We start from the raw sequence: 25787 nt of genomic DNA on the forward strand, positions 1-25787 counted from the left end.
GCCCATACCGTTCTAACGGCGGACCTGTTTCAGCGTCTCGGCAATCATGAACGCCAGCTCCAGTGACTGATCGGCGTTCATCCGCGGGTCGCAATGGGTGTGATAGCGGTCAGACAGGCCGGCTTCGGTAATCGGCTTGGCACCGCCGATGCACTCGGTGACGTCCTGGCCGGTCATCTCGATATGGATGCCGCCCGCATAGCTACCCTCGGCGTTGTGGACGGCGAAGAACTGACGAACCTCGGCGAGAATCTGCGCGAAGTCGCGGGTCTTGTAGCCGCTCGATGCCTTGATGGTGTTGCCGTGCATCGGGTCGCTGCTCCACAGCACCTGGCGGCCCTCGCGCTGCACGCTGCGGATCAGGCGCGGCAGGCCGGCTTCGACCTTGTCGGCGCCCATGCGCACGATCAGGTTGAGGCGACCTGGGTCATTGTCCGGGTTGAGGATGTCGATCAGGCGGATCAGGTCCTCGTCGGTCATGCTCGGGCCAACCTTGACGCCGATGGGATTACCCACGCCGCGCAGGAATTCGACATGGGCGCCGTCCACCTGGCGGGTGCGGTCGCCGATCCACAGCATGTGTGCCGAGCAGTCGTAGAAGCCGCCCGTCAGGCTGTCGCGGCGCACGAAGGCTTCTTCGTAGTTGAGCAGCAGGGCTTCGTGGGCGGTGAAGAAGCTGGTTTCGCGAACCTGCGCCGCGCCGTCCATGCCGCAGGCGCGCATGAACGCCAGGGTCTCGTCGATGCGATCGGCCAACTGGTGATACTTCTGAGCCAGTGCCGAGTTGGCGATGAAGTTCAGGTTCCACTGGTGGACCTGATGCAGGTCGGCGAAGCCGCCCTGTGCGAAGGCGCGCAACAGGTTCAGCGAGGCAGTGGACTGGTGATAGGCCTGCAGCAGGCGCTGAGGGTCGGGAGCGCGGCTGATTGGATCGAAGCCGATGCCGTTGACGATATCGCCACGGTAGGCGGGCAGGGTGACGCCGTCGATGGTTTCGTCATTGGCCGAACGCGGCTTGGCGAACTGGCCGGCCATACGCCCGACTTTGACCACCGGGCAGCCTGCTGCGAACGTCATGACGATGGCCATCTGCAGCAGCACCTTGAAGGTGTCGCGGATCTTCGCCGCACTGAACTCGGCGAAGCTCTCCGCGCAGTCGCCGCCCTGCAGCAGGAATGCCCGGCCCTGGGTCACCTCGGCGAACTGCTTGCGCAGTTCCCGCGCCTCGCCAGCGAATACCAGCGGCGGGAAGCTGGCCAGGGTCTGCTCGACCTTGTTCAGTTGCGCGGCATCCGGGTAGACAGGTTGTTGCTGGATGGCTTTGCTTCTCCAGCTATCGGGACTCCAAGGCTGACTCATGGCGGCATCTCTTGTTGGTGATCGGTCATGGTAACCGATCACCGGGTGCGCCAAGGCCCGCTGAGGCTATCGTCAGGCATTTATCGCGTGACCTGAGTGCGCGCAATCATCGACAATCGATGCCAGCCCGGCCTGAGCCGGGGAGCGCGATGGTGGAGAATCTGCGTATGCCTGGCTTGCCTCCGATGGAGGAAATGAAGGACGAGGTGCTGCTGGCCGAGGTGCACGACGCCTTTGGCGTGATCCGTGTGGTGGAAATCGGCGAATACCGCTTTCTCGAGTTTGGCGAGTCGATCGAGCAGAGCTGTGTGTTCACTGCCGATCCGAGCTGGCTGGAATACGACTACACCCGCGCCATGTTCGCTGGCGCGCTGTGCCACGAGGCAGCGGAGACGGCGCTGTTCCTCGGCCTGGGTGCCGGCAACCTGACTCAGGCGTGCCTGAAATTCCTGTCGCTGGAGGATGTCGAGATCATCGAGCTGCGCCCCGATGTGCCGCGCCTGGCCATGGAGTACCTCGGCCTGGAAGACGATCCGCGCCTGACCATGCGCATCGGTGATGCCATGGAACTGTTGTCCAGCGCAGAAAGCGCGGACCTGATCTTCGTCGACCTCTATACCGACACCGGCCCGGGTGTCGGCCATCTGGCCTGGCGCTTCCTCGATGATTGCCGCGCCAAGCTCAATCCCGGTGGCTGGCTGATCATCAATCAATGGGCTGGTGACGATGGCAAGCCGTTGGGCGCCGCGCTGCTGCGTGGCCTCTACCACCGGCATTACTGGGAGTGCCCGGTGGTCGAGGGCAACGTGGTGGTGTTGGTGCCGGCCGCGCTGGACCAGCAGTTCGACCGCGAGGCGGTGAGTCGCCGTGCCGCCGCCTTGCAGGCGCGGCTCGGCTATTCGCTGCAGCCATTGATAGATGCTGTTCGCATGGCCAGCTGAGTCAGGAATTAAACGTTGTCCGCAATGTCCCTCTAGGGTTGCGCTGTTCACGGCACATGGGTTACTCATCCGTGCGTTCGATGACAGCGACGGACTTAGAGACCATTCAGACGGAGCAATGCCATGAGCGAACAAGACCTTCCCACGGTGTATCGAGCCTACCTCGATTGCCTCAATCGTCAGGACTGGCCGAAGCTGGGAAATTTCGTTCACGACGATGCGGTGCACAACGGTCGACGCCTGGGGCTCACCGGTTATCGGGAGATGCTCGAGCGTGATTTCCAGGAGATCCCGGACCTGCGGTTCACCGTCCGGCTGCTGACCTGCGAGGAGTCGATCATCGCCAGCCGCCTGGATTTTCACTGTTCGCCCAAAGGCCGCTTTCTCGATCTGCCGGTCAATGGCCGCAGGGTCTCCTTCAGCGAGAACGTGTTCTATGCGTTCCGCGACGGCAAGATCGCCGAGGTCTGGTCGGTGGTCGACAAGGGTTCGATCGAAGCGCAGTTGACCAGTCGGGCCTGACCCCTCGATCAGCCAGCCTGTGGCGCTGCGGCACAACGCCGCGGCGGGCTGCCGCAGGCCGATTCGACGACTTTATTGTTTGAAAAAAAGCACATGCGTAGGGAAATTCCGGTATAGTGCGCGCCGGCCAATTCATGGCCACGTTCAAGTAGTGCAACTCGCCCGGAAGCTATTTTCGGCAGCCAGTCCGCCAAGCGGGCTATCTTGACGATTCACTTTTCACCACGTTTTCGCAAATCCCCGCCGACATGGCTGCCAGGGTGACCCACAAGGTCCTACATGGCATGTGCAGCTTTGGAACATGGGTCTTTGCGGATGCACTAGAGGCAGACCCATGACCCAGGAAACCGGCGGCTTCGCCGCACTCGGCCTTCACGCCAATATTCTCTCCGCCCTGACCGCCGTCGGCTACGAAGAGCCTTCGCCCATTCAGTACCAGGCCATTCCGGTGATTCTTTCCGGCCAGGACATGATCGGCCAGGCCCAGACCGGTACTGGCAAGACTGCAGCGTTCGCGCTGCCGATCCTGTCGAAAATCGATCCAGCCAAGCGTGAGCCCCAGGCACTGATTCTGGCGCCGACCCGCGAGCTGGCCCTGCAGGTCGCCACCGCGTTTGAAACCTACTCCAAGCAGATGCCTGGCCTCAACGTGGTCGCCGTCTACGGCGGTGCGCCGATGGGGCCGCAACTCAAGGCCATTCGCCAGGGTGCGCAGGTTATCGTTGCCACCCCGGGCCGTCTGGTCGACCACCTGCGTCGCGACGAGAAAGTGCTGTCGACCATCCAGTATCTGGTGCTCGACGAAGCGGACGAAATGCTCAAGCTGGGCTTCATGGATGACCTCGAAGTGATCTTCGAAGCCATGCCGAAAAGCCGCCAGAGCGTGCTGTTCTCCGCGACCCTGCCGCACTCGATCCGCGCCATCGCTGAAAAGCACCTGCGCGATCCGCAGCACATCAAGATCGCGGCCAAGACGCAGACCGTCTCGCGTATCGAGCAGGCGCACCTGATGATCCATGCCGATCAGAAGACCAATGCCGTGCTGCGCCTGCTGGAAGTCGAGGAATTCGACGCGCTGATCGCCTTCGTACGTACCAAGCAGGCGACCCTGGATCTGGCCGCGGCGCTGGAAGCCAAGGGTTACAAGGCTGCCGCCCTGAACGGCGACATCGCCCAGAACCAGCGTGAGCGCGTGATCGAGTCCCTCAAGGATGGCCGTCTGGACATCGTCGTCGCTACCGACGTCGCTGCCCGTGGTATCGACGTCCCGCGCATCACTCACGTGTTCAACGTCGACATGCCGTACGACCCCGAGTCCTACGTACACCGTATCGGCCGCACCGGCCGTGCCGGTCGCGAAGGCCGTGCGCTGCTGCTGGTCACGCCGCGCGAGCGTCGCATGCTGCAGGTGATCGAGCGCGTCACCGGCCAGAAGGTCGGTGAGGTCAAACTGCCGAACGCCCAGCAGGTTCTGGATGCGCGTATCAAGAAGTTGACCAACGGCTTGGCGCCGCTGGTGGCCGAAGCCGAGGCCAGCCACGGTGAGCTGCTCGACCGCCTGACCGCCGATATCGGTTGCAGCCCTCGTGCGCTGGCCGCTGCGCTGTTGAAGAAGGCCACCAACGGCCAACCTCTGGACCTGGCCAGTGTCGAGCGTGAGCAGCCGCTGGTGCCGGGTGTTGGTGGCGCTCCACGTGAACGCCGTGAGCGTGATGGCGAACGCGCTACTGCCGAGCGTGGCGAATACCGTGAGCGCCGGGCGCCGATGCCGCTGGGCGAAGGCCGGGCGCGTTGCCGGACCGCGCTGGGGGCACGTGATGGCATCGCTGCCAAGAATCTGCTGGGCGCCATCCTCAATGAGGGGGGGCTGGCCCGCGAGGCCATCGGCCGCATCCAGATTCGCGAGAGCTTCAGCCTGGTGGAACTGCCGGAAGATGGCCTCGAGCGCCTGCTGAGCAAGCTCAAGGACACCCGTGTCGCCGGCAAGCCTCTGAAGCTGCGCCGTTATCGCGAAGACTGATCCGCGATGCTGGATAACTCGGGGGAGCCATTGGCTCCCCCGAGTCGTTTCCAGGCCTTGAAAATACGTTCAGCCAGGCGCTGGAGGCCAGAGTCTGTTGCCGCTCCGACGCGGTCGTGCTGAAACCGCAACGGACCCTAGGACTATCCCCTCGGCGGCTCTACAATCGGCCGTCCTTGTCCGTGTGATGTATTGAATGCCTACCTGTCTCGTCCACTCCCTGCCGTATCAGGCCGACCCCGCGGTTTATTTCGAACGGGTGCGAAAGGCGCCGGGTGCAGTGCTGCTGGATGCCGGCCGGCCGTCGGCTTCGCGGGGCCGCTATGACCTGCTCAGCGCCTGGCCCCAGGCGACCCTGAGCCCAGAGGAAGGCGAGCCGGGCGTCGTCTTCTTCGCGCGCCTGCGCGAAGGGCTGGCCGCGCTGGGCAAGGCCGAATTGCCGGCCGGGCTCGAGTTGCCGTTCGCGGGTGGCCTGCTGGGGTACCTCGGCTACGATTTCGGTCGTCGCATCGAGGCGCTGCCCGAGCAGGCCAGAGATGATCTGGGGGTGGACGATGCAGCCCTCGGTCTGTATGCCTGGGCACTGATCAGCGACCACCAGGCGCAGACCAGTCAACTGGTGTTTCATCCATCGCTCTGCAGTAGCGAGCAGGCGCGTTTGCTTGCATTGTTCCGGTCTGCGCCTGCGCCTGCGGCCGCATCGGAAGAGGCGTCATTCGCCTTGCTTGGGGCCTTCCAGGCCGATATCGAAGCGGACAGGTACGCCAGTGCCATCGCCCGCATTCATGCCTATATCGCCTCCGGTGACTGCTACCAGGTCAACTTCGCCCAGCGTTTTCGTGCCAGCTACCAGGGAGAGCCCTGGCGGGCTTACTGCGCCCTGCGCGAGGCCTGCCCGACGCCGTTTTCCGGCTATCTGACGCTGGCAGATGGCGGTGCGGTGCTGAGCCTCTCGCCAGAACGCTTCATCCGGGTCAGCCAGGGACAGGTGGAAACCCGGCCGATCAAGGGGACTCAGCCCCGTGGGCGCAGCGAGCAGGAGGATACGGACAATGCCCGCGCCTTGCTCGAAAGCCCCAAGGATCGCGCCGAAAACCTGATGATCGTCGATCTGTTGCGCAACGACCTGGGGCGCAGTTGTCGTATCGGCTCGGTGCGCGTGCCCGAGCTGTTCGCGCTGGAGAGCTACCCTAACGTGCATCATCTGGTCAGTGCGGTGACCGGTGAACTGGCTGCCGACAAGGATGTACTGGACCTGTTGCTGGGCGCCTTTCCGGGCGGCTCCATCACCGGCGCCCCGAAAATCCGTGCGATGCAGGTCATCGACGAACTGGAGCCGACGCGGCGAGGCCTGTACTGCGGTTCGCTGTTGTACCTGGACGTACGTGGCGAGATGGACAGCTCCATCGCCATCCGCAGCCTGCTCGCCAAGGGCGGCACGATCAGTTGCTGGGGCGGAGGCGGCATCGTCGCCGATTCCGTTTGGCAGACCGAGTATCAGGAGTCGATCACCAAGGTGCAGGTACTGCTCAGCACGCTGGAGCAGTCTTTCCTTCAGGCGAAGCTGTAGATATCCATGCCCAGCGCGCCGAGGGTGAATCCCCGGTGTTCGGTTCGGCAGGCGCCGCCGGCACCCAGGGCGAAGAACAGCGGTAGCAGGTGTTCCTCACTGGGGTGGTTGCGACGGGCATGCGGCGCTTGCTGGCGGTAATCGAGCAATGCCTGCAGGTCATTACGCTGCAGCTTGTCGACCATCCAGTCGCGAAACGCCGCGGCCCAGGGCGTCGCCTTTTCCGGGGCGGCACGCCAGTCCAGCTCGCCGAGGTTGTGGGTGATGCTGCCGGAACCGAGCAGTAGAACGTTCTGCTCGCGCAGCCCGGCCAGCGCCTTGCCAACCTGCACCTGCAGGGCTGCGCCCTGGTGACTGGGCAGTGACACTTGCACCACGGGGATGTCCGCCTGCGGATACATCAGCGACAGCGGCACCCAACTGCCATGATCGAACGGTTGGCGCTCATCGGCGCGGGCGGGCAGGCCGGCCGTTTTCAGGCGCTGCACGATGTCCTCTGCCAGTTGCGGGTTGCCGGGCGCGGGGTACTGCACCTGATAGAGCTCCGCGGGAAAGCCGCCGAAGTCGTGCCAGGTCTGTGGTCGAGCCGCGCTCATCACCAGTAGGTCGGCGCTCTCCCAGTGCGCCGATACCACCACGATGGCGCGTGGCTTCGGCAGCTCCGCAGCAAGACGGGTGAGGGCGACGCCGCTGGCACCGGGCTGCAGGGCGAGCATGGGTGAACCATGGGAAATGAACAGGCTGGGTAACATGATGGCCTCCTGAAGGTAGAGGGATGATCCATCAGCTAGGCTGGGCTAACAACGGCTATTTGGTGGCTGTTCCTATCCATTTTATCGATTGTTTATCGGAGGAACCATGCAGGAAGCGTTCTGGCAAACGCGTTGGCAGAATAACCAGATCGGTTTCCATGCCGGTGAGGTCAACCCATTCCTGCGCAACTACTGGCCAACCCTGGCGGCAGCGGATGGCGCTCGGGTGTTGGTGCCTTTGTGCGGCAAAAGCCTGGATATGGTCTGGCTGGCCGAGCGTGGGCATCGGGTGATCGGCGTGGAACTGGCGCAGACCGCCATCGAGGCATTTTTCAGCGAGCAGGGTCTGGAACCGACGGTCACTCAGGAGGGGGCATTTCGGGTTTACCGGCACGGAAGGATCGAGTTGTACTGTGGCGATTTCTTCGCGCTCGGCAGCGAGCAACTGGCAGGTTGTACGCTGTTTTACGACCGCGCTGCGCTGATCGCCCTGCCGACGGAGATGCGCGAGCGTTATATCCGGCACCTGCAGCATGTACTGCCCGCCGGCAGCCAGGGGTTGCTGGTGGCCCTGGACTACGACCAGGCGCTGATGGACGGACCACCGTTTTCCGTCGACGATGCCGAGGTTAGGGGCTGGGACGGTCGTGCCTGGGATAGCCAATTGCTGGAAAGCCAGGACGCCATGGAAGAGCGATTCAGGGCCAGGGGGCTTGTTCGCATGGAGGAGCGCGCCTATCGGCTGAGGCTGCTCTGACACGTTGCCCTATGGCGGAGCGCGAAAACGGCTGCTAGCTAGCCCCTTGGCGAAGACGAGGGGAGGGGCGCCGCCGTAGAAAACAGACCCAAAAAAAGGCGACCTTGCGGTCGCCTTCTTCTTATGTAGCGATCAATTCAATCGACGCAGGGCCTCGATACGCTCTTCCAGCGGCGGGTGGGTCATCAACAGCCCGGCCAGGCCGTTCTTCAAGCCGCCATTGATGCCGAAGGCCGTCAGGCTGTCGGGCATCTGCACCGGTACGCCCTGTTCGGCGCGCAGCCGTTGCAGTGCCGCGATCATCGCCCCGGTGCCGGCCAGTCGTGCACCTGCTTCGTCGGCCTTGTACTCGCGTTTGCGCGAGAACCACATGACGATGATGCTGGCCAGGATACCGAGTACCAGCTCGGCGAAGATGGTCGCCACGAAGTAACCGATGCCGTGACCGCCTTCGTTCTTGAGGATCGCCTTGTCGACGAAGTTGCCGAAGATGCGCGCGAAGAACATCACGAAGGTGTTCACCACGCCCTGGATCAGTGCCAGGGTGACCATGTCGCCATTGGCCACATGGCCGATCTCGTGGGCCAGCACGGCTTTCACTTCGTCCGGCGAGAAACGCTCGAGCAGCCCCTGGCTGACGGCGACCAGCGCGTCGTTCTTGTTCCAGCCGGTGGCGAACGCGTTGGACTCGTAGGCCGGGAAGATACCCACTTCCGGCATCTTGATGCCGGCGTTGCGGGACAGTTCTTCGACGGTCTGCAACAGCCACTGTTCGTGGCGGGTACGCGGTTGAGTGATGATCTCGGTGCCGGTACTCATCTTCGCCATCCATTTGGACAGGAACAGTGAGATCAGCGAGCCGGCGAAACCGAAGACGGCGCAGAAAATCAGCAGGCTGCCGTGGTTCTGGCCGGTGAAGCGATCAACCCCCAGCAGTTTGAGGGTGATGCTGGCGATGACCAGCACCGCCAGGTTGGTAGCCAGGAACAACATAATGCGCATCATGGTGTGAAACGACTCCTCACGGGAAATACAGGCTTGATACGGCGGCTATATAAGGGCGCGCCCCTTGGCGATTCAACCAGGCGACTATTTCAAACTGTGTCGCCTGATCGCACGGGGCTCGAGGTCGCCGCTGCGGTCTGGAGGTTAGATTGGGTTTTCCCGGTTTATTTCAATCGAGGCGTAGAAAAAACGCGGTCGGTGCTTGCACCCTGATCCGTCGACGCTAGGAGTGGTGCGCACCTGCGTGCTGCTCGAACAGGTGGCGGGTCAGCCGCGCAATCCGTTCACCATGTTGCTGAGCCAGGGCGTCGCGAAGTTGAAAGGCCAGGGTGGCCATGACCCGGTGTACCGCCGGAGGAGGTGCCTCGCCATCGGGCAAGGCGTGAGGGAGGCTGCGCGACAGGCGCAGGAAACCCTTTTCCGTCAGGACAGCCTGGTCCACGGCGTCGTAGCCGATGGTCGACTCGTAACGCAGGTAACCCTCGTCGGCGAGCCATAGCAGTGCGGCGAGACAGGCCTGATAGCGTTTGCTCGGCAGGCCGAACTCGTCCGGTTCCTCGCGGCCGATCAAGTCCTCCACGTAAACCGCAGCCTTGCGTGGGAACACCTGATACAGCGCCAGCAGGCCGCCTGCGGCGTCCTTGTAGAAGTCGTCTATCTGCAGATCCATGGCTTGCGGTGCACCCGCGGTTACTGGCGGTAGGTCTTGAGGAAGCTGCCGATGCGCCCGATGGCCTGTTCCAGGTCATCGACGCGGGGCAGGGTGACGACCCGGAAGTGATCGGGCCATGGCCAGTTGAAGGCAGTGCCCTGAACCACCAGCAGCTTCTCGGAGAGCAGCAGGTCGAGCACGAATTTCTCATCGTTGTGGATCGGACAGACCTTGGGGTCGATCTTCGGAAAGGCATACAGCGCGCCCATGGGTTTGACGCAACTGACACCGGGGATGTCGTTGAGCAGTTCCCAGGTGCGGTTGCGCTGTTCGAGCAGGCGGCCGTTGGGCAACACCAGATCGTTGATGCTCTGGTAGCCGCCGAGGGCGGTCTGGATCGCATGCTGGCTCGGGACGTTGGCGCACAGGCGCATGTTGGCGAGGATATCCAGGCCTTCGATATAGCCACGTGCCCGGTGCTTGGGCCCAGAGAGAGCCACCCAGCCGGAGCGGAACCCGGCCACGCGATAGGATTTCGACAGGCCGTTGAAGGTCAGGCAGAGCACGTCCGGTGCCAGGGAGGCAGTGCAGATGTGCTGGGCGTCGTCATAGAGAATCTTGTCGTAGATCTCGTCGGAGAACACCACCAGATTGTGCTGGCGCGCCAGTTCGACGATATCCTGCAGCACTTCCCGGGAGTACACCGCGCCCGTCGGGTTGTTGGGGTTGATCAGCACCAGTGCCTTGGTGTTCGTGGTGATCTTGGCGCGCATGTCGGCGATGTCGGGGAACCAGCCGGCCTGCTCGTCGCACAGGTAATGCACCGGTTTGCCGCCGGAAAGGGCCACGGCAGCGGTCCATAGCGGGTAGTCCGGGGCTGGGATCAGGACTTCGTCGCCGTTGTTGAGCAGGGCCTGCATGGCCATGACGATCAGTTCGGACACGCCATTGCCGAGATAGATATCCTCGATGCCGATGCCTTCGACCTGCTTCTGCTGGTAATACTGCATCACCGCCTTGCGGGCGCTGAACAGGCCTTTGGAGTCGCTGTAGCCCTGGGCCGTGGGCAGATTACGAATCACGTCCTGAAGAATTTCCTCGGGTGCTTCGAAGCCGAAGGGGGCCGGGTTGCCGATGTTCAGCTTGAGGATGCGCTGGCCTTCTTCTTCCAGGCGCTTGGCGTGCTTGAGCACTGGGCCGCGAATGTCGTAGCAGACGTTGGCGAGCTTGTTGGATTTGCTGACCTGCATGGCGAAGAATCCCGAATCGAAGAGGTGCGGCCTTCAGCGGGCCGAAGCGGCGGCGAGCCGTGGCGGGTTGAGGTGTCGAATCATACGTGTCAGCCTGAGTCGGGCAAAGATACAGATAGGGCTTTTTTATTCCGAGGAGGACGGCCTGTGAGCAAGCTCGAAAAACCACTGGAAACCTGGCGCGAGGAGTTGTCGGACACGCAGTTCAACGTTTGTCGCCTTGGCGGTACGGAGCGACCGTTCACCGGTGAGTACCACGACAGCAAGGTGCCCGGTGTCTACCAGTGCGTGTGCTGTGGTACGCCACTGTTCGATTCCGATGCCAAGTTCGATTCGGGCTGTGGCTGGCCGAGTTATTTCCAGCCGCTCAGTGCCGAGGTGATCACCGAGCTGGAGGATTTCAGCCACGGCATGCACCGTATCGAAGTGCGCTGCAGCCATTGTGAGGCCCACCTCGGTCACGTGTTCCCCGATGGCCCGCGGCCGACCGGGCTGCGCTACTGCATCAATTCGGTATCGCTCAGGCACGTGCCGCGCTAGGTGCCGAGCGCCTTGGGCGCGCATGGCCGTCATTCCGCTCGCTGAACACGAGCCAGGTGCGGGCAATTGGATTGTGTGCGATTCAATCGCTGGCTATTCTTTTGCCTCCACCACTCGAGAGAACCCGCATCCATGAGCCAAGACCTGCTGGCTATACCCTGTACCACCATCGGCGGTGAGCGAAAGAAGCTGGCCGATTTTGGCGCCAAGGCGTTTCTGGTGGTCAATACCGCCAGCCAGTGCGGCTTTACCCCGCAGTATGAGGGGCTGGAAAGCCTCTGGAAGCGGTACGCCGACCAGGGCTTGGTGGTGCTGGGCTTTCCCTGTAACCAGTTCGGCAAGCAGGAGCCAGGTGATGCGAAAGCGATCTCCAGCTTTTGCGAGTTGAATTTCGGGGTCAGCTTCCCGCTGTTCCGCAAGATCGAGGTGAATGGCGACCACGCGCATCCGCTGTTTGTGCAGCTCAAGCGAGAGGCGCCCGGGTTGCTGGGCACGCAACGCATCAAGTGGAACTTCACCAAGTTCCTGGTCAGTGGCGATGGCCGCCGGGTGACGCGCTATGCGCCGACCACCAAGCCCCAGGCGCTGACTGCCGCCATCGAAGCGTTGCTCGATGGATGAACTGACACTCGATCAGCACCTGTGCTTCAAGCTGTACGCCGCCTCGCGCATGGTGGTGCGTGCCTACAAGCCGATGCTCGACCGGCTGCAACTGACCTACCCCCAGTACCTGGCCATGCTGGTGCTCTGGGAATGGGACGAAACGCCGCCAACGCAGCCGACGGTCAAGGCGCTCGGGGAGCGCCTGCTGCTCGACTCGGGCACCCTCACGCCACTGCTCAAGCGCCTGCAGCAAGCCGGCCTGGTGCAGCGCCGGCGTTGTGCCGAGGACGAGCGCGAAGTGCATCTGGGGGTCAGTACCGCGGGCCGCCAGTTGCGTGCCCAGGTGCCGGCCTTGAAGCGCGAGTTGCTGTGCGATCATGAGGTCGATAGTGCGGCGCTGGAGCCATTGCGCGTGCAGTTGGATGGGCTCCTGCAACGCATGCGCAGCCTTCAGATGCACTGAAGCGTCAGGCTGGCAACCACTTGTCGAGCAGGCCGAGCAGTTCTTCGCCGCGGAAAGGTTTGGCCAGGTAATCGCTCATGCCCGCCGCCAGGCACCGCTCGCGTTCCTCGGACAGCGCGTTGGCGGTCAGGGCGATGATCGGCAGGTGTTGCCAGGCAGGATTGTCGCGAATGCGCCGGGTGGCCTCGTAGCCGTCCATGACTGGCATGTTGCAGTCCATCAGCACCAGGTCGACCGTCTCTTCCTGCAGGCGCTGCAGCGCCTGCTCGCCATTGTTGGCCAGGGCGACGTACAGCCCCTGTTTGCTGAGCATGCCCTTGGCGACCAGTTGGTTCACTGGGTTGTCTTCGACCAGCAGCACGCGCCCCGGTTTGCGCGGCGCTGCCGGGGTTGCCTGGGCGTCGGCAGGGGGCTCCGATGGCTGTTGCAGGGCGTGACCAAGCGCCTGTAGGAGGTGCTGGCGGGTGAGAGGCCTGGCGACCTGCTCAAGCGGCGCGAGCGCGGTGGCCTGTGCGTTGTCGAGGAAACTGCCGTAGGCAGTGACCAGGATGATCGGCGCCGCCGTGTACTGGCGTAAATGCTTCATGCAGCTCGGGCAGTCGCTGATCAGCACGTCGGCATCGACCTCGCCAACCTGCTCGGCGCTGTCCAGGCGCCGGTAAGCCAGGCCCCAGCTGCCGACGAGGGCGGGCAGTAGCTCGGCCAGGCCGGTGTCGGCCGCGCAGATCGCCAGCACCCGGCCTGCCAGCCGTGGCAGCGTTGGCGCAGGCTGCAGGCTCGGTAACGGCAGGGTGGCTGTGAAGCGGCTGCCGCTGCCGGCAACGGAGTGCAGTTGCAGTTGACCTTGCATGGCCTCGCACAGGCGGCGGGTCAGTGCCAGGCCAAGGCCTGTGCCGCCGAACTGACGGGTAATGTCCGCGCCGGCTTGCCTGAAAGGCTGGAAAATGCGGGCCTGGGCATCGTCGGCGATGCCGATGCCGGTGTCGCAGACCTCGATGCGAACCTGCTCCTGTCCGGCATCCAGGCGGATGTCGACACGCCCCTGGCGGGTGAATTTCAGGGCGTTGGAGAGCAGGTTGCTGATGATCTGCCGGACCCGCGTCGGGTCGCCAAGCACTTGGGCGGGCAAGCCAGGGTTGATCAGGCAGGTCAGTTCGACCTCGGGCAGGGCATTCTGCGATAGTAGGCTGGCGGTACCCTCCACCAGCGCACCGAGGTCGAAGGCGATCTGTTCGAGCTGCAATTGCCCGGCCTCGAATTTCGACAGGTCGAGGATATCGTTGAGTAGATCGACCAGCACCTTGCCGGAGTCATGGGCGATCGACAGCTGCTGGCGTTGTTCGCTGCCCAGCGGGCCCTCGAGGGACAACGCCAGCATACCCAGCAGACCGTTCAGCGGGGTGCGAATCTCGTGGCTCATGTTGGCGAGGAAAATGGACCGCGCCTGGGCCGTGGCCAGGGCGTCATGGCGAGCCTGTTCCAGCTCCAGGTTGGAACGGCTGAGCCGACTGTTGGCGGCCTTGAGTTCGACCGTGCGCGCGGAAACGATGGCCTCCAGTTCGCCGAGGTAGTCGGTCAGGCGATCCTCGGCATTGCGCCGCTGCTCGATCTCGGTGGCGATGCTGGCGAACTGGCGGTTGGCGACGTCCACCAGTACGCCGATTTCGTCATGCTCGTGGCCCGGCGGGTAGGGCAGCCGAGTGCGGTCCGGGGTACGCAGGTCGCGATTGGAAAGTGCCTGGATCACTTGGTTCAGCGGCTTGGTCAGCATGAAGTAGAACAGCACCAGCAGAATGGCCGAGAGCAGCAGACTGCGGATGAAGCCATTGATCAGGGTCAGCAACGAACGCTTGAGGAAGTTGCTGCCGAACGCGTAGGTGTCGATATCCAGTTGCAGGGTGCCCAGTTGTTCGTCGGGCGCGTGCTCGACGGACAGGCGGGTTTCGAAATGGCGGCTGTCGCCGAACAGGAAGTCACTGAACACCCGATAGCGACTGTGGGCTGGCGCCTGGGTGGTGTCCGCCAGGGTTTCGCCATCGCCGTCGACGATACGTGCGCCGATCACCGCGGGGGAGCGTTGCAGGCCCGCGACCAGCTCCTGGGCCAGCTCGGCGTCGATGTTGTAGGCGATGCGTGCGGCGGGGTTGTGGCTGATATCCATCAGCGCGTGAATCTCGCGGTTGATGGCCGCGTCTTCGCTGGCATAATCGAGGCCTATCTGCACCAGGCTGAGCAATGTGCCGAGGATGAACGCCACCAGAACGGTAAGGCCAGCCTGTTTGAATGACAGCCGCTGTGTCAGTGGGATTTCCATATGAGCCGCTGTCTCGTTCCGATCGCTGCCCAAGCATAGTCGATATGGCCTGCTTTTCGGCACACCAGCCTGACATACCGATGATTCGAGGAGAGTCGCCCGTGGATTCCCGTTTGTTTGATTTCCTGCAGCGCGCCGACAGTGTGCTGACGCGTTTGGAGCCGCTGCTGCCTGCTACTCGCGAGTCGATCGACTGGCAGCGCAGTCTTGCTGCGCGCTGGCAGCACGAAGGGCGCGGCGGTTACCTGCAGCCGCTGAAGGTGAGCCTGGACCTGAACCTCAGCGACTTGATCGGCGTCGATACCCAGCGTGAACAGCTGGCGCGCAACACTCGTCAGTTCGTCCAGGGCCTGCCGGCCAATCATGCGCTGTTATGGGGGGCGCGCGGCACGGGCAAATCGTCGTTGGTGCGGGCACTGCTGGCCGAGCAGGCTGGCGCCGGTCTGCGCCTGATCGAGATCGAGCGTGATCATCTGGCCGATCTGCCACGTGTGGTCGAGCAACTGATGGAACTGCCGCAGCGCTTCATCCTGTTCTGCGACGACCTGTCCTTCGAGGCCGGTGAGGGCGATTACCGAGTGCTCAAGAGCGTACTCGACGGTTCGCTGGAGCGCTCGCCGGAAAACGTGCTGCTGTATGCGACCTCCAACCGTCGCCATCTGGTGCCTGAGCGCGAGAGCGACAATGCCAACACCAAGATCGTCGACGGTGAGTTGCACCCCAACGAAGCCGTCGAGGACAAGATTGCCCTGTCGGATCGCTTCGGCCTGTGGTTGTCGTTCTATCCTTTCACTCAGCAGCATTATCTGGATGTGGTGCGTCACTGGATCGATGTGCACGCGGCGCAGGCCGAATTGCACTGGCAGTGGAGCGTTGAGCTGGAGAAGCTGGCGGTGCGATGGGCGACCAGCCGGGGTAATCGCAACGGCCGCTGCGCCTATCAATTCGCCCGCCAGTGGGTGGGCCTGCAGCTTCTGGAGACTTCGCGATGATCGATTTGCGTGAAGGTGTCGCTGGCCTCGATGGCTATCCGCTATTGACTGCCCAGCTCGAAGCGCTGCTGAGTGGCGAGCGCGACTTCATCGCCAATGCCGCGCAGTTCTGTGCTTTCGTTTTTCACGAGTTGGCAGGTCTCAACTGGGCCGGGTTCTATCTGGCCAAGAACGATGAGCTGGTGCTGGGGCCCTTTCAGGGCAAGGTCGCCTGCGTGCGTATCCCGTTCGGTCGGGGCGTGTGCGGCACTGCGGCGGCGTCGCGGACGACCCAGCGGGTGGAGGATGTACACGCCTTTACCGGGCATATCGCCTGTGACAGTGCGTCGCAAAGCGAGTTGGTGATCCCGCTGATCAAGGAGGGTCGCCTGGTCGGCGTGCTGGATCTGGACAGCCCGCTGCTCGGCCGCTTCAGCGAGGCCGATCAGCGGGGTATCGAAGGCCTTGCCGCGGTGTTGGTCGCGGGCAGCGACTGTTAGCGCTGAAACGCCAACAGACCCTAGTCGTAGAGTGCTTTTTTCTTCCAGTCGACATCGTCTTCCATCGATTTCAACCCCTCGGTGAGCTCGCTGGATTCCTCGCTGACCTGCTGCCCAGGGTTTACCAGCATGGCATTGACGCGTTCGAGTTGCTTCTGGAACTGCGCCAGCTGTGCCTGATAACGGGTGGCGTCGTTCTGCTTCTGCAGGAACTGCACGCCGCGCTCCAGGGCCAGGCGGGCATGGCCGGTCTGCTGTTGCTGCAGGGCATGGCGGGCCTGGTTACCGTACAACTCTATATAGAGCTGTACGAGCATGTGGCGGGTTTCCTGCGCCCAGTGCTTGGCTTCGGCGACCGGCAACAGGCCGCCCTGCGCGGCCTTGCCGATCTGGCCATGCAGGGCCTCCAGTTGCGCACGAACGCGTTTGGCACGATCGTCATCGGTGACCGGAAAAGGCGCATTGCGGATCGCGATGGCATCGCCCTGGTCGACCAGCGTGCGCAACTCCCCAACCACGGCCGCATGGGCGGCATCGCTCTTGTCGACCTCCAGGAGGCGTTCGGCGAAATGCAGCTGAAGACGGCTGAGCAACAGCTTCAATTCCGGGCTCATCAGTTGTCCGGCGAATTGCTCGTTGAGATCGGCGATGCGCCTGTAGCGCTCAGCCAGATCCGCCTTGAGGCGCGACTTCTTGCGCTTGTTGTTTTCGGCCAGTTGATTCAGATAAGCGATGAGTACCAACAGGGTGATGCCGGCCACTATCGCCATGGTGATCATCAGCGAGGACATCGTTTTAACCTCTAGGGCACATTTGGGCACGAGTGTAGTGCTTAGTCGACTCGACTCCTAGCGACGATTTGCGCCGAGCCCGGGAGTGGGAGGCACGGCCGGGAGACGAGCGCGGGGTGCCAACTCCCGCCCATCGTCGGCCACCCGCCAGTACGGCGGCAATGAGCTTCCGGGCCATGGTGCTTGCGGGCCGTTTCAGCCAGCGCCTCCAGGGGCCTTGCCAGAGGGCCGAATTTCGGGGTGAAGTCGTTGATTTTAAAAAAAATTATTTGAGAGGTTGACGGCTGTTGAAAGGCTCCATAGAATGCGCGCCAATTCCAAGGGAATGCCGAACGGCACACCGCGGAAGCCGGAGATCCCGGGCAACGTCCCCTTCGTCTAGTGGCCTAGGACACCGCCCTTTCACGGCGGTAACAGGGGTTCGAGTCCCCTAGGGGACGCCACTTCGAAAAGAAGTGCAGGCAATACATGCGGGAATAGCTCAGTTGGTAGAGCACGACCTTGCCAAGGTCGGGGTCGCGAGTTCGAGTCTCGTTTCCCGCTCCAGATTACAGACTCAGGCTGGCTGCCTGAGTCGTTGTGAAGAAGTTCCAGGTCCCCTTCGTCTAGTGGCCTAGGACACCGCCCTTTCACGGCGGTAACAGGGGTTCGAGTCCCCTAGGGGACGCCACTTCGAAAAGAAGTGCAGGCAATACATGCGGGAATAGCTCAGTTGGTAGAGCACGACCTTGCCAAGGTCGGGGTCGCGAGTTCGAGTCTCGTTTCCCGCTCCAAATAAACGAAAACGCCGCTCAATCGAGCGGCGTTTTCGTTTCTGCGTTTTGGTGTGTCTAAAAAACCGCCAGTACAGGCAGTATCGGCGGGCTTTTCGTCTGAACCTGCTGAAAACCTTGCGAGCTAGCGCCAGGCTTCGAATGAGGTCTCAGTGGCGGCTGCCCGGCGTCGGCATCGCCAGCAGCTGCTTTTCCTGATTCCAGTCGAACGGCTCGTCGTTTTCTGCGGCGTAGAAGCGGCGCTCGTCGAGTTGTTGATACAGCTCGATCTCTTCGTCCGGCATGAAGTGCAGGCAGTCGCCGCCGAAGAACCACAGCAGGTCGCGAGGCACCAGGTGGGCGATCTGCGGGTAGCGCTGGAAGATCTGGCTGAGTAGATCCTGGCCCAGGTACTGGCTGCGCTCCAGGTCCACGGGCAGGTCGGCCAGCAACTCGTCGTAGCGCTCGAGGAAGTTGGCATGGCTGTCATCGAGAATCTGCTCGGCTTCGCCCAGGGCGACCAGGATGGTGCGCAGGTGGTTGAGCAGGGCGATGTGATGATCGAGATGGGTGTTGGCCATGTCCGGTGATCCTGAAAGTAAAACGGGCGCCGGAGTATAGAGTCCACGGCGCCCGCTGTCGTGCCTGCAGTACGGCTACCTGACCTTGCCCTCGCTCGGCAGCAGCTCGTCCTTGCTGAAGTCATCGACATCGATCACCACGCGACGGGCGGCTTCGGCCCGCTGCAACTGCTGGCCTTCCTCGGTGCTGAGCACGCCGGCGGCGACCGCCGTTTCGATCTCGTTCTGCCCTGGCGTTTCCCGAACCTGCCCGGCCTTGACGGCCTTGTGCAGTTTCTTCTGCAGCGGCTGGGTTTCCTGCAGCAGATCGAAGGCCTGTTGCAGGGCGCCTACCGGGTCCTCGGCCGAGGTCGGGCGGAAGCAGCCTTCGAGCAGTTCTTCGAGTGCCGGATCGCCGGCGTTGCGGCCGATGATCGCAGCGACCTGTGCATCGAGGTGATCGTCCGGGCCCTGGTGACGACGGCCGAAGGGGAAAACCAGCACGCGCAGGGCGCTTCCCAGCAAGCGGTTGGGGAAGTTGCTGAGCAGGTCATCGATGGCGGTCTCGGCCTTGCCCAGGCTTTCCTCGAGCGCCCAATGCAGCAGTGGGCGGACGTGCTCCGGATAATCCTGATCGTGATAACGCTTCAGTGCTGCCGAGGCCAGGTACAGATGACTGAGCACATCGCCCAGGCGTGCCGACAGGCGCTCGCGACGCTTCAGCTCGCCGCCCAGCAGCATCATGCTGAGGTCGGCAAGCATGGCGAAGGCGGCGCTCAGGCGGTTCAGGGCGCGGAAGTAGGGGCGGGCGATGCGGTCACCCGGCACCTTCCCAAGCATGCCCAGGCTGAGGCTGAGAACCAGCGTGCTGGCGGCGTTGCTGACGGCGAAACCGATGTGCTGCATCAGCAGCTCGTCGAACTCCCGCAGCGCCTGGTCACGGTCCTCGCGGTGCGCCAGGGCCATTTCCTTGAGTACGTAAGGATGGCAGCGGATCGCCCCCTGGCCGAAGATCATCAGGTTGCGCGAGAGGATGTTGGCGCCCTCGACGGTGATGAAGATCGGCGCTCCCTGCCAGGAGCGGCCCAGGTAGTTGCTGGGGCCCATGATGATGCCCTTGCCGCCATGCACGTCCATGGCGTGGGTGATGCACTCGCGGCCACGTTCGGTGAGGTGGTACTTGAGGATCGCCGAGAGCACCGACGGCTTTTCGCCCAGATCCACGGCGTTGGCGGTAAGGATGCGCGCGCTGTCCATCAACCAGGCGTTGCCGCCGATGCGCGCCAGCGCTTCCTGAATGCCTTCGAAGGCCGACAGCGGCACGTTGAACTGCTCACGCACCTGGCTGTATTGGCCGGTGACGAGGCTGGTGTACTTGGCGGCGCCGGTACCGACCGCGGGCAGGGAAATGGAGCGACCCACCGACAGGCAGTTCATCAGCATCATCCAGCCCTTGCCGAGGTAGTCCGGCCCGCCGATCAGGTATTCCAACGGCACGAATACATCCTTGCCGGAGTTGGGGCCGTTCATGAAGGCCGCGCCCAACGGCAGGTGGCGGCGGCCGATTTCCACCCCGGGGGTGTCGGTGGGAATCAGTGCCAGGCTGATGCCCAGCTCTTCCTTGTCGCCGAGCAGGTGCTCCGGGTCATAGGCCTTGAAGGCGACACCCAGCAGCGTTGCCACCGGGCCGAGGGTGATGTAGCGTTTTTCCCAGTTCAGGCGCAGGCCGATGACGTCCTCGCCGTTCCACTGGCCTTTGCAGATCACCCCGCTATCGGGCATTGCGCCGGCATCGGAGCCCGCCAGTGGGCCGGTTAGGGCGAAGCAGGGAATGTCCTCGCCACGGGCCAGGCGGGGCAGGTAGTGGTTGCGTTGTGCTTCGGTGCCGTAGTGCAGCAGCAGTTCGGCCGGGCCGAGGGAGTTGGGCACCATCACCGTGGAGGCGAGGTCACCGCTGCGGGTGGCCAGCTTCATCGCCACCTGGGAGTGGGCGTAGGCGGAAAATCCCTTGCCGCCATATTCCTTGGGAATGATCAGGGCGAAGAAACCATGCTGCTTGATGTGCGCCCAGGCTTCGGGCGGCAGGTCCATGCGCTGGCCGATTTCCCAGTCGCTGACCATGGCGCACAGTTCTTCGGTGGGGCCGTCGATGAAGGCCTGTTCTTCGGCGCTCAGCCTGGCTTTCGGGTAGGCCAGCAGCTTGTCCCAGTCGGGGCGGCCGCTGAACAGTTCTCCATCCCACCATACCGTGCCTGCTTCGATGGCATCCTTCTCGGTGGCCGACATCGGCGGCAGCACCTTCTGGAACCAGGCGAACAGCGGCGTGGTGAAATGCTTGCGGCGCAGCTCTGGCAGGGCCAGCGGTACGGCGACCGCCAGCCAGAGCAGCCAGAGGATCACCAGTAGCCAGCCTGGGGCATGGCTGCTGGCACCCATGACCAGCAGGTAGGCAGCCACTATTGCCAGGGCGGGCAGAGGCGCCGTGCGGCGGTGGGCCAGGTAGGCCGTGCCGATGACCAGAACGAGCAACCAGACAGCGAGCATGCAGAATCCTCCGTGACGGCGATGGTAGAACGGCTACCGATGCCATAATCGTAGTCGGCGCGCGTGGAGGCTGCCGACAGGGGCGTTACAGATCGCTTCCAGATGGTCGCGACCTGCCGCGTTCACGATAGTGACCCTTGTCGCGGCTGCCTAGTTCGGCTAACAAATCGCACCCGCGGATGACCTGTCGGTCAGCTCACGAATGCCGTGCGGACCCGCCGCATGAACGAGGTCGATAGCCAACATCAGCGCGGCTGGCTTTCATCTGCCCGGCAGAGTGGTAGGGTGTCGGCGTCTCGACTGGCGCATTTCTGATAAGGACAGGTAGCGATGCTGAAAATATGGGGCCGCAAGAACTCCAGCAACGTGCGCAAGGTACTGTGGTGTGCCGAGGAAGCCGGTGTCGGCTATCAGCGGCTGGATGCCGGCGGCGCGTTCGGTGTGGTCGATCAACCCGAGTTCCTGGCACGCAATCCCAATGGGCAGGTGCCGGTGCTCGAGGACGGTGACCTGCTGCTCTGGGAGTCCAACAGCATCGTCCGTTACCTGGCGGCCGCCTATGCGCCGGGCCTGCTCTATCGCGAAGACCCGGCCACTCGTGCGCGGGGCGACAAGTGGATGGACTGGACGACGTCCAGCTTCGCCGGTGAGTTCCGCACGTTGTTCTGGGGCACCCTGCGTACCCCGCCCGAACAGCGGGACCGGGCCGCGATCGAGGCTGCCCGGCAGCGTTGCATTGCACTTCTCGCGGTACCCGAGCAGGCGCTGGGCGAGCATGACTATCTGTCCGGCGACACCTTCGGCATGGGCGACATTCCCCTCGGCAGCTTCATCTATGCCTGGTTCGAGATGCCCATCGAGCGACCGCCGCAGGCCAACCTGCAGGCCTGGTATGCGCGGCTGCTTGAACGGCCCGCGTACCGGCGCGCGGTGATGAGCGAACTGACCTGACTGCGCCATTGCGTTGCAATGTTTGCGCGCTAACCCCCCTCTAAACCCTGTCATTTTTCATGCGTGCGTATCCTTTATGAGTACTGCTCTGTCGATTCGGCAGCTGACCAAAACCTATGGCAATGGCTTCCAGGCCTTGCACGGCCTCGACCTCGATGTGGCCGAAGGGGATTTCTTCGCCTTGCTCGGCCCTAACGGTGCCGGTAAATCCACCACCATCGGCATCCTCTCGACGCTGGTGAACAAGTCCAGCGGCACGGTCAAGGTGTTCGGCCATGACCTGGACACCCAGCCCGCCGCGCTCAAGCGCTGCATCGGCGTGGTGCCCCAGGAGTTCAACTTCAACCAGTTCGAGAAGGTCTTCGACATCGTCGTGACCCAGGCCGGGTATTACGGCATCCCGGCACGCCTGGCCGGGGAGCGCGCCGAGCAATACCTCAATCAGCTTGGCCTGTGGGACAAGCGCGAGGTGGCCTCGCGGGAGCTGTCCGGCGGCATGAAGCGGCGGCTGATGATCGCCAGGGCGCTGGTGCATCAGCCACGGCTGCTGATCCTCGACGAACCGACCGCGGGGGTCGATATCGAGCTGCGCCGCTCGATGTGGAGCTTCCTCACGGATCTCAACGAGCAGGGCATCACCATCATTCTCACCACCCACTACCTGGAGGAAGCCGAACAGTTGTGTCGCAACATCGGCATCATCGACCACGGGCGGATCGTCGAGAACACCAGCATGAAATCGCTGCTGAGCAAGCTGCACGTGGAGACCTTCCTGCTCGACCTCAAGGACACCCTGGCGGTCGTCCCTGAATTGCACGGTTATCCCGCCAGGATCGTCGACCCTCACACCCTCGAGGTTCAGGTGGACAAGAGCCGCGGTGTCACCGAACTGTTCAGTCAGCTGTCGGCACACGGCATCGAGGTGTCGAGCCTGCGCAACAAGAACAACCGCCTCGAGGAACTGTTCGTGTCCCTGGTCGAGAAGAACCTGTCGAAGGTGGCCGTATGAGTCGCCAGCAATCCGAATTCAGCGCCAACCTGGTGGCATTGCGCACCATCGTCTACCGCGAAGTGCGTCGTTTCACCCGCATCTGGCCACAGACCCTGCTGCCGCCGGCGATCACCATGGTCCTGTACTTCGTGATCTTCGGGAACCTGATCGGTCGGCAGATCGGTGACATGGACGGCTTCACCTACATGGAGTACATCGTGCCGGGGCTGATCATGATGTCGGTGATCACCAACGCCTATGGCAACGTGGTGTCGAGTTTCTTCGGCAGCAAGTTCCAGCGTTCGGTGGAGGAACTGATGGTCTCGCCGGTGTCGCCGCACACCATTCTTGTCGGCTACGTCACCGGTGGCGTACTGCGCGGGCTGGCGGTGGGCGTGATCGTGACGTTGCTGTCGCTGTTCTTCACCCATCTGCAGGTGCACCACCTCGGGCTGACGGTGCTGGTGGTGCTGTTGACCGCGACGATCTTCTCGCTCGGCGGTTTCGTCAACGCGGTGTTCGCACGCAATTTCGACGACATTTCGATCATCCCGACCTTCGTGCTGACCCCGCTGACCTACCTGGGCGGCGTGTTCTATTCGATCAGCCTGCTGCCGCCGTTCTGGCAGACCGTGTCGATGGTCAACCCGGTGCTGCACATGGTCAACGCCTTCCGCTACGGCATCCTCGGCGTATCGGACATTCGCATCGGCACCGCGATCGGCTTCATGTTGGTCGCCACGACGGTGCTCTACGTGCTGTGCGTGCGCCTGCTGGTCAGTGGGCGTGGCATGCGCCAGTGAACGGCGCGCAAGGAGGCACGCTGCCCATGGACGCCCTCTGGCTGCAAGCTTGTTGTTCTTAGCCTGGCTGGCCCGCAGTAGCGGGGTTGATCAGAACGCTGCCTGGCACTCGAAGCGCAGCCGTTCGCCGCTCTGCGGGTGGGTCAGGCTGAGCATGCTGGCGTGCAGGCACAGGCGCGGGTAGGCGGCCAGGGCCTGTTGGTGGGCATACAGGCCGTCACCGAGCAGCGGGTGACCGATGGACAGCATGTGTACGCGCAACTGATGCGAGCGGCCGGTGATCGGGGTCAGTTCGACGCGGCTGTGCTCGGCATGGCGTTCGAGTACGCGCCAGAAGGTCAGGGCGTGCTTGCCCTGCTCATGGTCGACCACGTGGCGCGGCTTGGTCGGCGGATCGTAGCGCAGTGGCAGGTCGATGCTGCCGCTTTCGCCGTCCGGCGAGCCCCAGCAGAGGGCGGTGTAGGCCTTTTCCGTCTCGCGGTCGTGGAACTGTCGGGACAGCTCGCGGTGGCTGTCGACATCACGGGCGAGGACGATCAGGCCGGAGGTTTCCCAATCGAGGCGGTGCACGATGCGCGCTTCGGGGTAGCCGTTCTCCTGCAGGCGGGTGACCAGGCAGTCCTTGTTGTCTTCGGCGCGGCCGGGCACCGAGAGCAGCAGGGTGGGCTTGTTGATCACCAGCAGGGCAGCATCCTGATGGACGATTTCGATTTGGCTGAGCGGCATGGGCGTTCTTTCGGTTGGGCGGTAAAAACGAAAAGCGGCCATCGAGGCCGCCATTCGTTGAACGGATTACCGCAGAGGTCGATGTCGTCTCCGGCATCGCCTGGTGGGTTACGCAGCGCACTGAATCCGGTTGTGAAGCGAATGCCACCACCAGGCGCCGCTAACCCACCCTACGGTATGCGGATCAACGATCCGGGAGGGTGATGTTCAACTCCAGAATCGAACAGCTGCCCTGATTCTCAAGGGCGACCTGAACCTGATCGGAGTCGATGGCGACGTACTTGCGGATCACTTCGACCAGTTCCTGCTGCAGGGCAGGCAGGTAGTCCGGTTGAGTGCGCTGGCCACGTTCGTGGGCGACGATGATCTGCAGGCGCTCTTTGGCGATGGAGGCAGTGGCTTCCTTCTTGCGCGAACGCAAGAAGTCAAAAATATTCATTCGCGACCTCCAAATAGACGTTGCAGGAAGCCCTGCTTCTTCACATCAAGGAAGCGGTGCGCCACTTCCTTGCCAAGCAGGCGATCCACCGCATCGCTGTAGGCCTGGCCGGCGTCGCTCTGGTCATCGAGAATCACCGGAACGCCCTGGTTGGACGCCTTGAGCACGGCCTGGGACTCCGGGATGACGCCGAGCAGACGGATGGCGAGGATTTCCTCGACGTCTTCCACGCCGAGCATTTCCCCACGGGTCACGCGCTCCGGGTTGTAACGGGTCAGCAGCAGGTGTTCCTTGATCGGTTCGCCGCCCTGTTCGGCGCGACGGGATTTGCTGGCCAGCAGGCCGAGCATGCGGTCGGAGTCACGTACCGAGGACACTTCCGGGTTGGTCACCACGATGGCTTCGTCGGCGAAGTACATGGCCAGGTGGGCGCCTTTCTCGATACCGGCCGGCGAGTCGCAGACCACGTATTCGAAGTTTTCACGCAGTTCGTTGATGACCTTCTCGACGCCTTCCTGAGTCAGGGCGTCCTTGTCACGGGTCTGGCTGGCGGCCAGCACGTAGAGGTTCTCGAGGCGTTTGTCCTTGATCAGGGCCTGGGTCAGGGTGGCCTCACCATTGACGACGTTGACGAAGTCGTACACCACGCGGCGTTCGCAGCCCATGATCAGGTCGAGGTTACGCAGGCCGACGTCGAAGTCGACGATGACGGTCTTGTGGCCGCGCAGGGCGAGGCCGGTACCGATGGCGGCGCTGGTGGTGGTTTTACCGACGCCACCCTTGCCGGAAGTGACTACGAGGATCTTGGCCAAGGTGATTCACCCCAAAAATGAATAAAAAGCAGGAACCTGCCAGCGACTGGCGGTCTGTCGAAAAAATCGGTAGCGGGCTCTGGCATGGCTCGCGAGGCGGAAAAAGCGCTGCACTTCAGGTGCCGAGCGATGCCAGGTGGCCATGTGCCGGTGATCGTTTTGACAGTCCGCCTGAAGGCTTCCAGGTGCCTTTGTGTCC

25 protein-coding genes and 4 tRNA genes are annotated in these 25787 nt (G+C 63.0%); 17 read left to right on the forward strand and 12 right to left on the reverse strand.

All coding sequences use genetic code 11. From position 1 onward, the window contains the following. Positions 1-12 precede the first annotated feature (12 nt). Positions 13-1359, reverse strand: a complete 1347-nt coding sequence (locus BLR94_RS06780) for a class II 3-deoxy-7-phosphoheptulonate synthase (protein ID WP_084303999.1) — start codon at positions 1357-1359, stop codon at positions 13-15. 167 nt (positions 1360-1526) lie between these two features. Here BLR94_RS06780 and BLR94_RS06785 point away from each other — a divergent pair, with 167 nt between their 5' ends. From BLR94_RS06785 to pabB, 4 genes are all read left to right on the forward strand, one after another. Next, the gene (locus tag BLR94_RS06785; protein WP_420492670.1) at positions 1527-2300 is read left to right on the forward strand and encodes a spermidine synthase; all 774 of its coding nucleotides are present in this window, start codon (positions 1527-1529) and stop codon (positions 2298-2300) included. A gap of 123 nt (positions 2301-2423) precedes the next feature. Then, the gene (locus BLR94_RS06790) at positions 2424-2822 is read left to right on the forward strand and encodes an ester cyclase (protein ID WP_084304000.1); all 399 of its coding nucleotides are present in this window, start codon (positions 2424-2426) and stop codon (positions 2820-2822) included. Positions 2823-3156: 334 nt separating this feature from the next. Beyond that, on the forward strand, positions 3157-4842 hold the full coding sequence (locus BLR94_RS06795; protein ID WP_084304001.1) for a DEAD/DEAH box helicase: 1686 nt from the start codon (positions 3157-3159) through the stop codon (positions 4840-4842). A gap of 196 nt (positions 4843-5038) precedes the next feature. Continuing rightward, positions 5039-6412, forward strand: coding sequence for an aminodeoxychorismate synthase component I (gene pabB, locus BLR94_RS06800; RefSeq protein ID WP_084304002.1), 1374 nt, complete (start codon positions 5039-5041; stop codon positions 6410-6412). Here the strand turns inward: pabB and BLR94_RS06805 are convergent. After that, entirely contained in the window at positions 6397-7164 is a 768-nt protein-coding gene (locus BLR94_RS06805; RefSeq protein WP_084304003.1) for a DODA-type extradiol aromatic ring-opening family dioxygenase, read from the reverse strand. The genes pabB and BLR94_RS06805 overlap by 16 nt on opposite strands. A gap of 106 nt (positions 7165-7270) precedes the next feature. On the opposite strand from BLR94_RS06805, the gene BLR94_RS06810 reads away from it, so the two are divergent. Next, positions 7271-7921, forward strand: a complete 651-nt coding sequence (locus BLR94_RS06810) for a thiopurine S-methyltransferase (RefSeq protein ID WP_084304004.1) — start codon at positions 7271-7273, stop codon at positions 7919-7921. Positions 7922-8053: 132 nt separating this feature from the next. Here BLR94_RS06810 and htpX read toward each other — a convergent pair whose 3' ends face one another. The 3 genes from htpX to BLR94_RS06825 all read right to left on the reverse strand — a co-directional run bounded on the left by htpX (position 8054) and on the right by BLR94_RS06825 (position 10828). Continuing rightward, the gene (gene htpX / locus BLR94_RS06815; RefSeq protein WP_084304005.1) at positions 8054-8926 is read right to left on the reverse strand and encodes a protease HtpX; all 873 of its coding nucleotides are present in this window, start codon (positions 8924-8926) and stop codon (positions 8054-8056) included. A 223-nt stretch (positions 8927-9149) separates the two neighbouring features. Continuing rightward, positions 9150-9596, reverse strand: a complete 447-nt coding sequence (locus tag BLR94_RS06820; RefSeq protein ID WP_084304006.1) for a hypothetical protein — start codon at positions 9594-9596, stop codon at positions 9150-9152. 20 nt (positions 9597-9616) lie between these two features. Next, entirely contained in the window at positions 9617-10828 is a 1212-nt protein-coding gene (locus BLR94_RS06825; RefSeq protein ID WP_084304007.1) for a pyridoxal phosphate-dependent aminotransferase, read from the reverse strand. 147 nt (positions 10829-10975) lie between these two features. Between BLR94_RS06825 and msrB the strand changes: the two genes are divergently transcribed. The 3 genes from msrB to BLR94_RS06840 all read left to right on the forward strand — a co-directional run bounded on the left by msrB (position 10976) and on the right by BLR94_RS06840 (position 12434). Beyond that, positions 10976-11368 carry a peptide-methionine (R)-S-oxide reductase MsrB gene (gene msrB / locus BLR94_RS06830; RefSeq protein ID WP_084304008.1) on the forward strand — a complete coding sequence of 131 codons (393 nt, stop codon included), beginning with the start codon at positions 10976-10978 and terminating at the stop codon, positions 11366-11368. A gap of 132 nt (positions 11369-11500) precedes the next feature. Further along, positions 11501-11989: a glutathione peroxidase gene (locus BLR94_RS06835; RefSeq protein WP_084304009.1), complete on the forward strand. Its 489-nt coding sequence runs from the start codon at positions 11501-11503 to the stop codon at positions 11987-11989. Beyond that, a complete protein-coding gene (locus tag BLR94_RS06840; RefSeq protein ID WP_084304010.1) occupies positions 11982-12434 on the forward strand; it encodes a MarR family winged helix-turn-helix transcriptional regulator in 453 nt (150 codons plus the stop codon). The genes BLR94_RS06835 and BLR94_RS06840 overlap by 8 nt, the downstream gene beginning before the upstream one ends. Positions 12435-12438: 4 nt before the next feature. Here BLR94_RS06840 and BLR94_RS06845 read toward each other — a convergent pair whose 3' ends face one another. Continuing rightward, complete coding sequence (locus BLR94_RS06845; protein ID WP_084304011.1) at positions 12439-14748, reverse strand: hybrid sensor histidine kinase/response regulator; 2310 nt, start codon at positions 14746-14748, stop codon at positions 12439-12441. 101 nt (positions 14749-14849) lie between these two features. Here BLR94_RS06845 and BLR94_RS06850 point away from each other — a divergent pair, with 101 nt between their 5' ends. Then, on the forward strand, positions 14850-15740 hold the full coding sequence (locus tag BLR94_RS06850; RefSeq protein WP_084304012.1) for an ATP-binding protein: 891 nt from the start codon (positions 14850-14852) through the stop codon (positions 15738-15740). Next, complete coding sequence (locus BLR94_RS06855; RefSeq protein WP_084304013.1) at positions 15737-16219, forward strand: GAF domain-containing protein; 483 nt, start codon at positions 15737-15739, stop codon at positions 16217-16219. The genes BLR94_RS06850 and BLR94_RS06855 overlap by 4 nt, the downstream gene beginning before the upstream one ends. Positions 16220-16239: 20 nt before the next feature. On the opposite strand, the gene BLR94_RS06860 is transcribed toward BLR94_RS06855, so the two are convergent. Next, on the reverse strand, positions 16240-17010 hold the full coding sequence (locus BLR94_RS06860) for a hypothetical protein (protein WP_084304014.1): 771 nt from the start codon (positions 17008-17010) through the stop codon (positions 16240-16242). A 367-nt stretch (positions 17011-17377) separates the two neighbouring features. On the opposite strand from BLR94_RS06860, the gene BLR94_RS06865 reads away from it, so the two are divergent. The 4 genes from BLR94_RS06865 to BLR94_RS06880 all read left to right on the forward strand — a co-directional run bounded on the left by BLR94_RS06865 (position 17378) and on the right by BLR94_RS06880 (position 17783). Beyond that, a tRNA-Glu gene (locus tag BLR94_RS06865) sits at positions 17378-17453 on the forward strand. Positions 17454-17480: 27 nt separating this feature from the next. Beyond that, positions 17481-17556 (forward strand) — tRNA-Gly (locus BLR94_RS06870). A 48-nt stretch (positions 17557-17604) separates the two neighbouring features. Then, a tRNA-Glu gene (locus tag BLR94_RS06875) sits at positions 17605-17680 on the forward strand. Positions 17681-17707: 27 nt separating this feature from the next. Then, positions 17708-17783: transfer RNA gene (locus BLR94_RS06880), tRNA-Gly, on the forward strand. A gap of 149 nt (positions 17784-17932) precedes the next feature. Here BLR94_RS06880 and BLR94_RS06885 read toward each other — a convergent pair. Together BLR94_RS06885 and BLR94_RS06890 are read right to left on the reverse strand one after the other, a co-directional pair. Continuing rightward, entirely contained in the window at positions 17933-18343 is a 411-nt protein-coding gene (locus tag BLR94_RS06885; RefSeq protein WP_084304015.1) for a PA2817 family protein, read from the reverse strand. A gap of 75 nt (positions 18344-18418) precedes the next feature. Beyond that, complete coding sequence (locus BLR94_RS06890) at positions 18419-20866, reverse strand: acyl-CoA dehydrogenase (protein ID WP_084304016.1); 2448 nt, start codon at positions 20864-20866, stop codon at positions 18419-18421. 330 nt (positions 20867-21196) lie between these two features. Between BLR94_RS06890 and BLR94_RS06895 the strand changes: the two genes are divergently transcribed. From BLR94_RS06895 to BLR94_RS06905, 3 genes are all read left to right on the forward strand, one after another. Beyond that, the gene (locus BLR94_RS06895) at positions 21197-21817 is read left to right on the forward strand and encodes a glutathione S-transferase family protein (RefSeq protein WP_084304017.1); all 621 of its coding nucleotides are present in this window, start codon (positions 21197-21199) and stop codon (positions 21815-21817) included. A gap of 76 nt (positions 21818-21893) precedes the next feature. After that, a complete protein-coding gene (locus BLR94_RS06900; protein ID WP_084304018.1) occupies positions 21894-22826 on the forward strand; it encodes an ABC transporter ATP-binding protein in 933 nt (310 codons plus the stop codon). Beyond that, positions 22823-23611 carry an ABC transporter permease gene (locus tag BLR94_RS06905; RefSeq protein WP_084304019.1) on the forward strand — a complete coding sequence of 263 codons (789 nt, stop codon included), beginning with the start codon at positions 22823-22825 and terminating at the stop codon, positions 23609-23611. The genes BLR94_RS06900 and BLR94_RS06905 overlap by 4 nt, the downstream gene beginning before the upstream one ends. A gap of 90 nt (positions 23612-23701) precedes the next feature. On the opposite strand, the gene BLR94_RS06910 is transcribed toward BLR94_RS06905, so the two are convergent. From BLR94_RS06910 to minD, 3 genes are all read right to left on the reverse strand, one after another. Next, the gene (locus BLR94_RS06910; protein WP_084304020.1) at positions 23702-24337 is read right to left on the reverse strand and encodes an RluA family pseudouridine synthase; all 636 of its coding nucleotides are present in this window, start codon (positions 24335-24337) and stop codon (positions 23702-23704) included. A gap of 184 nt (positions 24338-24521) precedes the next feature. Next, positions 24522-24776 (reverse strand): cell division topological specificity factor MinE, encoded by a 255-nt coding sequence (gene minE / locus BLR94_RS06915; protein ID WP_042552782.1) that lies wholly within the window; start codon positions 24774-24776, stop codon positions 24522-24524. After that, on the reverse strand, positions 24773-25588 hold the full coding sequence (minD, locus tag BLR94_RS06920; protein ID WP_084304021.1) for a septum site-determining protein MinD: 816 nt from the start codon (positions 25586-25588) through the stop codon (positions 24773-24775). Before minD ends, minE begins: the two co-directional genes overlap by 4 nt. Between the last annotated feature and the right edge of the window lie 199 nt (positions 25589-25787).

This window comes from Phytopseudomonas flavescens (assembly GCF_900100535.1).
In the GTDB taxonomy this organism is placed as follows: domain Bacteria; phylum Pseudomonadota; class Gammaproteobacteria; order Pseudomonadales; family Pseudomonadaceae; genus Aquipseudomonas; species Aquipseudomonas flavescens.

What these genes read in the sequence shown, in the direction of transcription:
- BLR94_RS06780 (WP_084303999.1), bottom strand. Translation starts at nt 1,359, where the DNA reads ATGAGTCAGCCTTGGAGTCCCGATAGCTGGAGAAGCAAAGCCATCCAG.
- BLR94_RS06785 (WP_420492670.1), top strand. Translation starts at nt 1,527, where the DNA reads ATGCCTGGCTTGCCTCCGATGGAGGAAATGAAGGACGAGGTGCTGCTG.
- BLR94_RS06790 (WP_084304000.1), top strand. Translation starts at nt 2,424, where the DNA reads ATGAGCGAACAAGACCTTCCCACGGTGTATCGAGCCTACCTCGATTGC.
- BLR94_RS06795 (WP_084304001.1), top strand. Translation starts at nt 3,157, where the DNA reads ATGACCCAGGAAACCGGCGGCTTCGCCGCACTCGGCCTTCACGCCAAT.
- pabB (WP_084304002.1), top strand. Translation starts at nt 5,039, where the DNA reads ATGCCTACCTGTCTCGTCCACTCCCTGCCGTATCAGGCCGACCCCGCG.
- BLR94_RS06805 (WP_084304003.1), bottom strand. Translation starts at nt 7,164, where the DNA reads ATGTTACCCAGCCTGTTCATTTCCCATGGTTCACCCATGCTCGCCCTG.
- BLR94_RS06810 (WP_084304004.1), top strand. Translation starts at nt 7,271, where the DNA reads ATGCAGGAAGCGTTCTGGCAAACGCGTTGGCAGAATAACCAGATCGGT.
- htpX (WP_084304005.1), bottom strand. Translation starts at nt 8,926, where the DNA reads ATGATGCGCATTATGTTGTTCCTGGCTACCAACCTGGCGGTGCTGGTC.
- BLR94_RS06820 (WP_084304006.1), bottom strand. Translation starts at nt 9,596, where the DNA reads ATGGATCTGCAGATAGACGACTTCTACAAGGACGCCGCAGGCGGCCTG.
- BLR94_RS06825 (WP_084304007.1), bottom strand. Translation starts at nt 10,828, where the DNA reads ATGCAGGTCAGCAAATCCAACAAGCTCGCCAACGTCTGCTACGACATT.
- BLR94_RS06835 (WP_084304009.1), top strand. Translation starts at nt 11,501, where the DNA reads ATGAGCCAAGACCTGCTGGCTATACCCTGTACCACCATCGGCGGTGAG.
- BLR94_RS06840 (WP_084304010.1), top strand. Translation starts at nt 11,982, where the DNA reads ATGGATGAACTGACACTCGATCAGCACCTGTGCTTCAAGCTGTACGCC.
- BLR94_RS06845 (WP_084304011.1), bottom strand. Translation starts at nt 14,748, where the DNA reads ATGGAAATCCCACTGACACAGCGGCTGTCATTCAAACAGGCTGGCCTT.
- BLR94_RS06855 (WP_084304013.1), top strand. Translation starts at nt 15,737, where the DNA reads ATGATCGATTTGCGTGAAGGTGTCGCTGGCCTCGATGGCTATCCGCTA.
- BLR94_RS06860 (WP_084304014.1), bottom strand. Translation starts at nt 17,010, where the DNA reads ATGTCCTCGCTGATGATCACCATGGCGATAGTGGCCGGCATCACCCTG.
- BLR94_RS06885 (WP_084304015.1), bottom strand. Translation starts at nt 18,343, where the DNA reads ATGGCCAACACCCATCTCGATCATCACATCGCCCTGCTCAACCACCTG.
- BLR94_RS06890 (WP_084304016.1), bottom strand. Translation starts at nt 20,866, where the DNA reads ATGCTCGCTGTCTGGTTGCTCGTTCTGGTCATCGGCACGGCCTACCTG.
- BLR94_RS06895 (WP_084304017.1), top strand. Translation starts at nt 21,197, where the DNA reads ATGCTGAAAATATGGGGCCGCAAGAACTCCAGCAACGTGCGCAAGGTA.
- BLR94_RS06900 (WP_084304018.1), top strand. Translation starts at nt 21,894, where the DNA reads ATGAGTACTGCTCTGTCGATTCGGCAGCTGACCAAAACCTATGGCAAT.
- BLR94_RS06905 (WP_084304019.1), top strand. Translation starts at nt 22,823, where the DNA reads ATGAGTCGCCAGCAATCCGAATTCAGCGCCAACCTGGTGGCATTGCGC.
- BLR94_RS06910 (WP_084304020.1), bottom strand. Translation starts at nt 24,337, where the DNA reads ATGCCGCTCAGCCAAATCGAAATCGTCCATCAGGATGCTGCCCTGCTG.
- minE (WP_042552782.1), bottom strand. Translation starts at nt 24,776, where the DNA reads ATGAATATTTTTGACTTCTTGCGTTCGCGCAAGAAGGAAGCCACTGCC.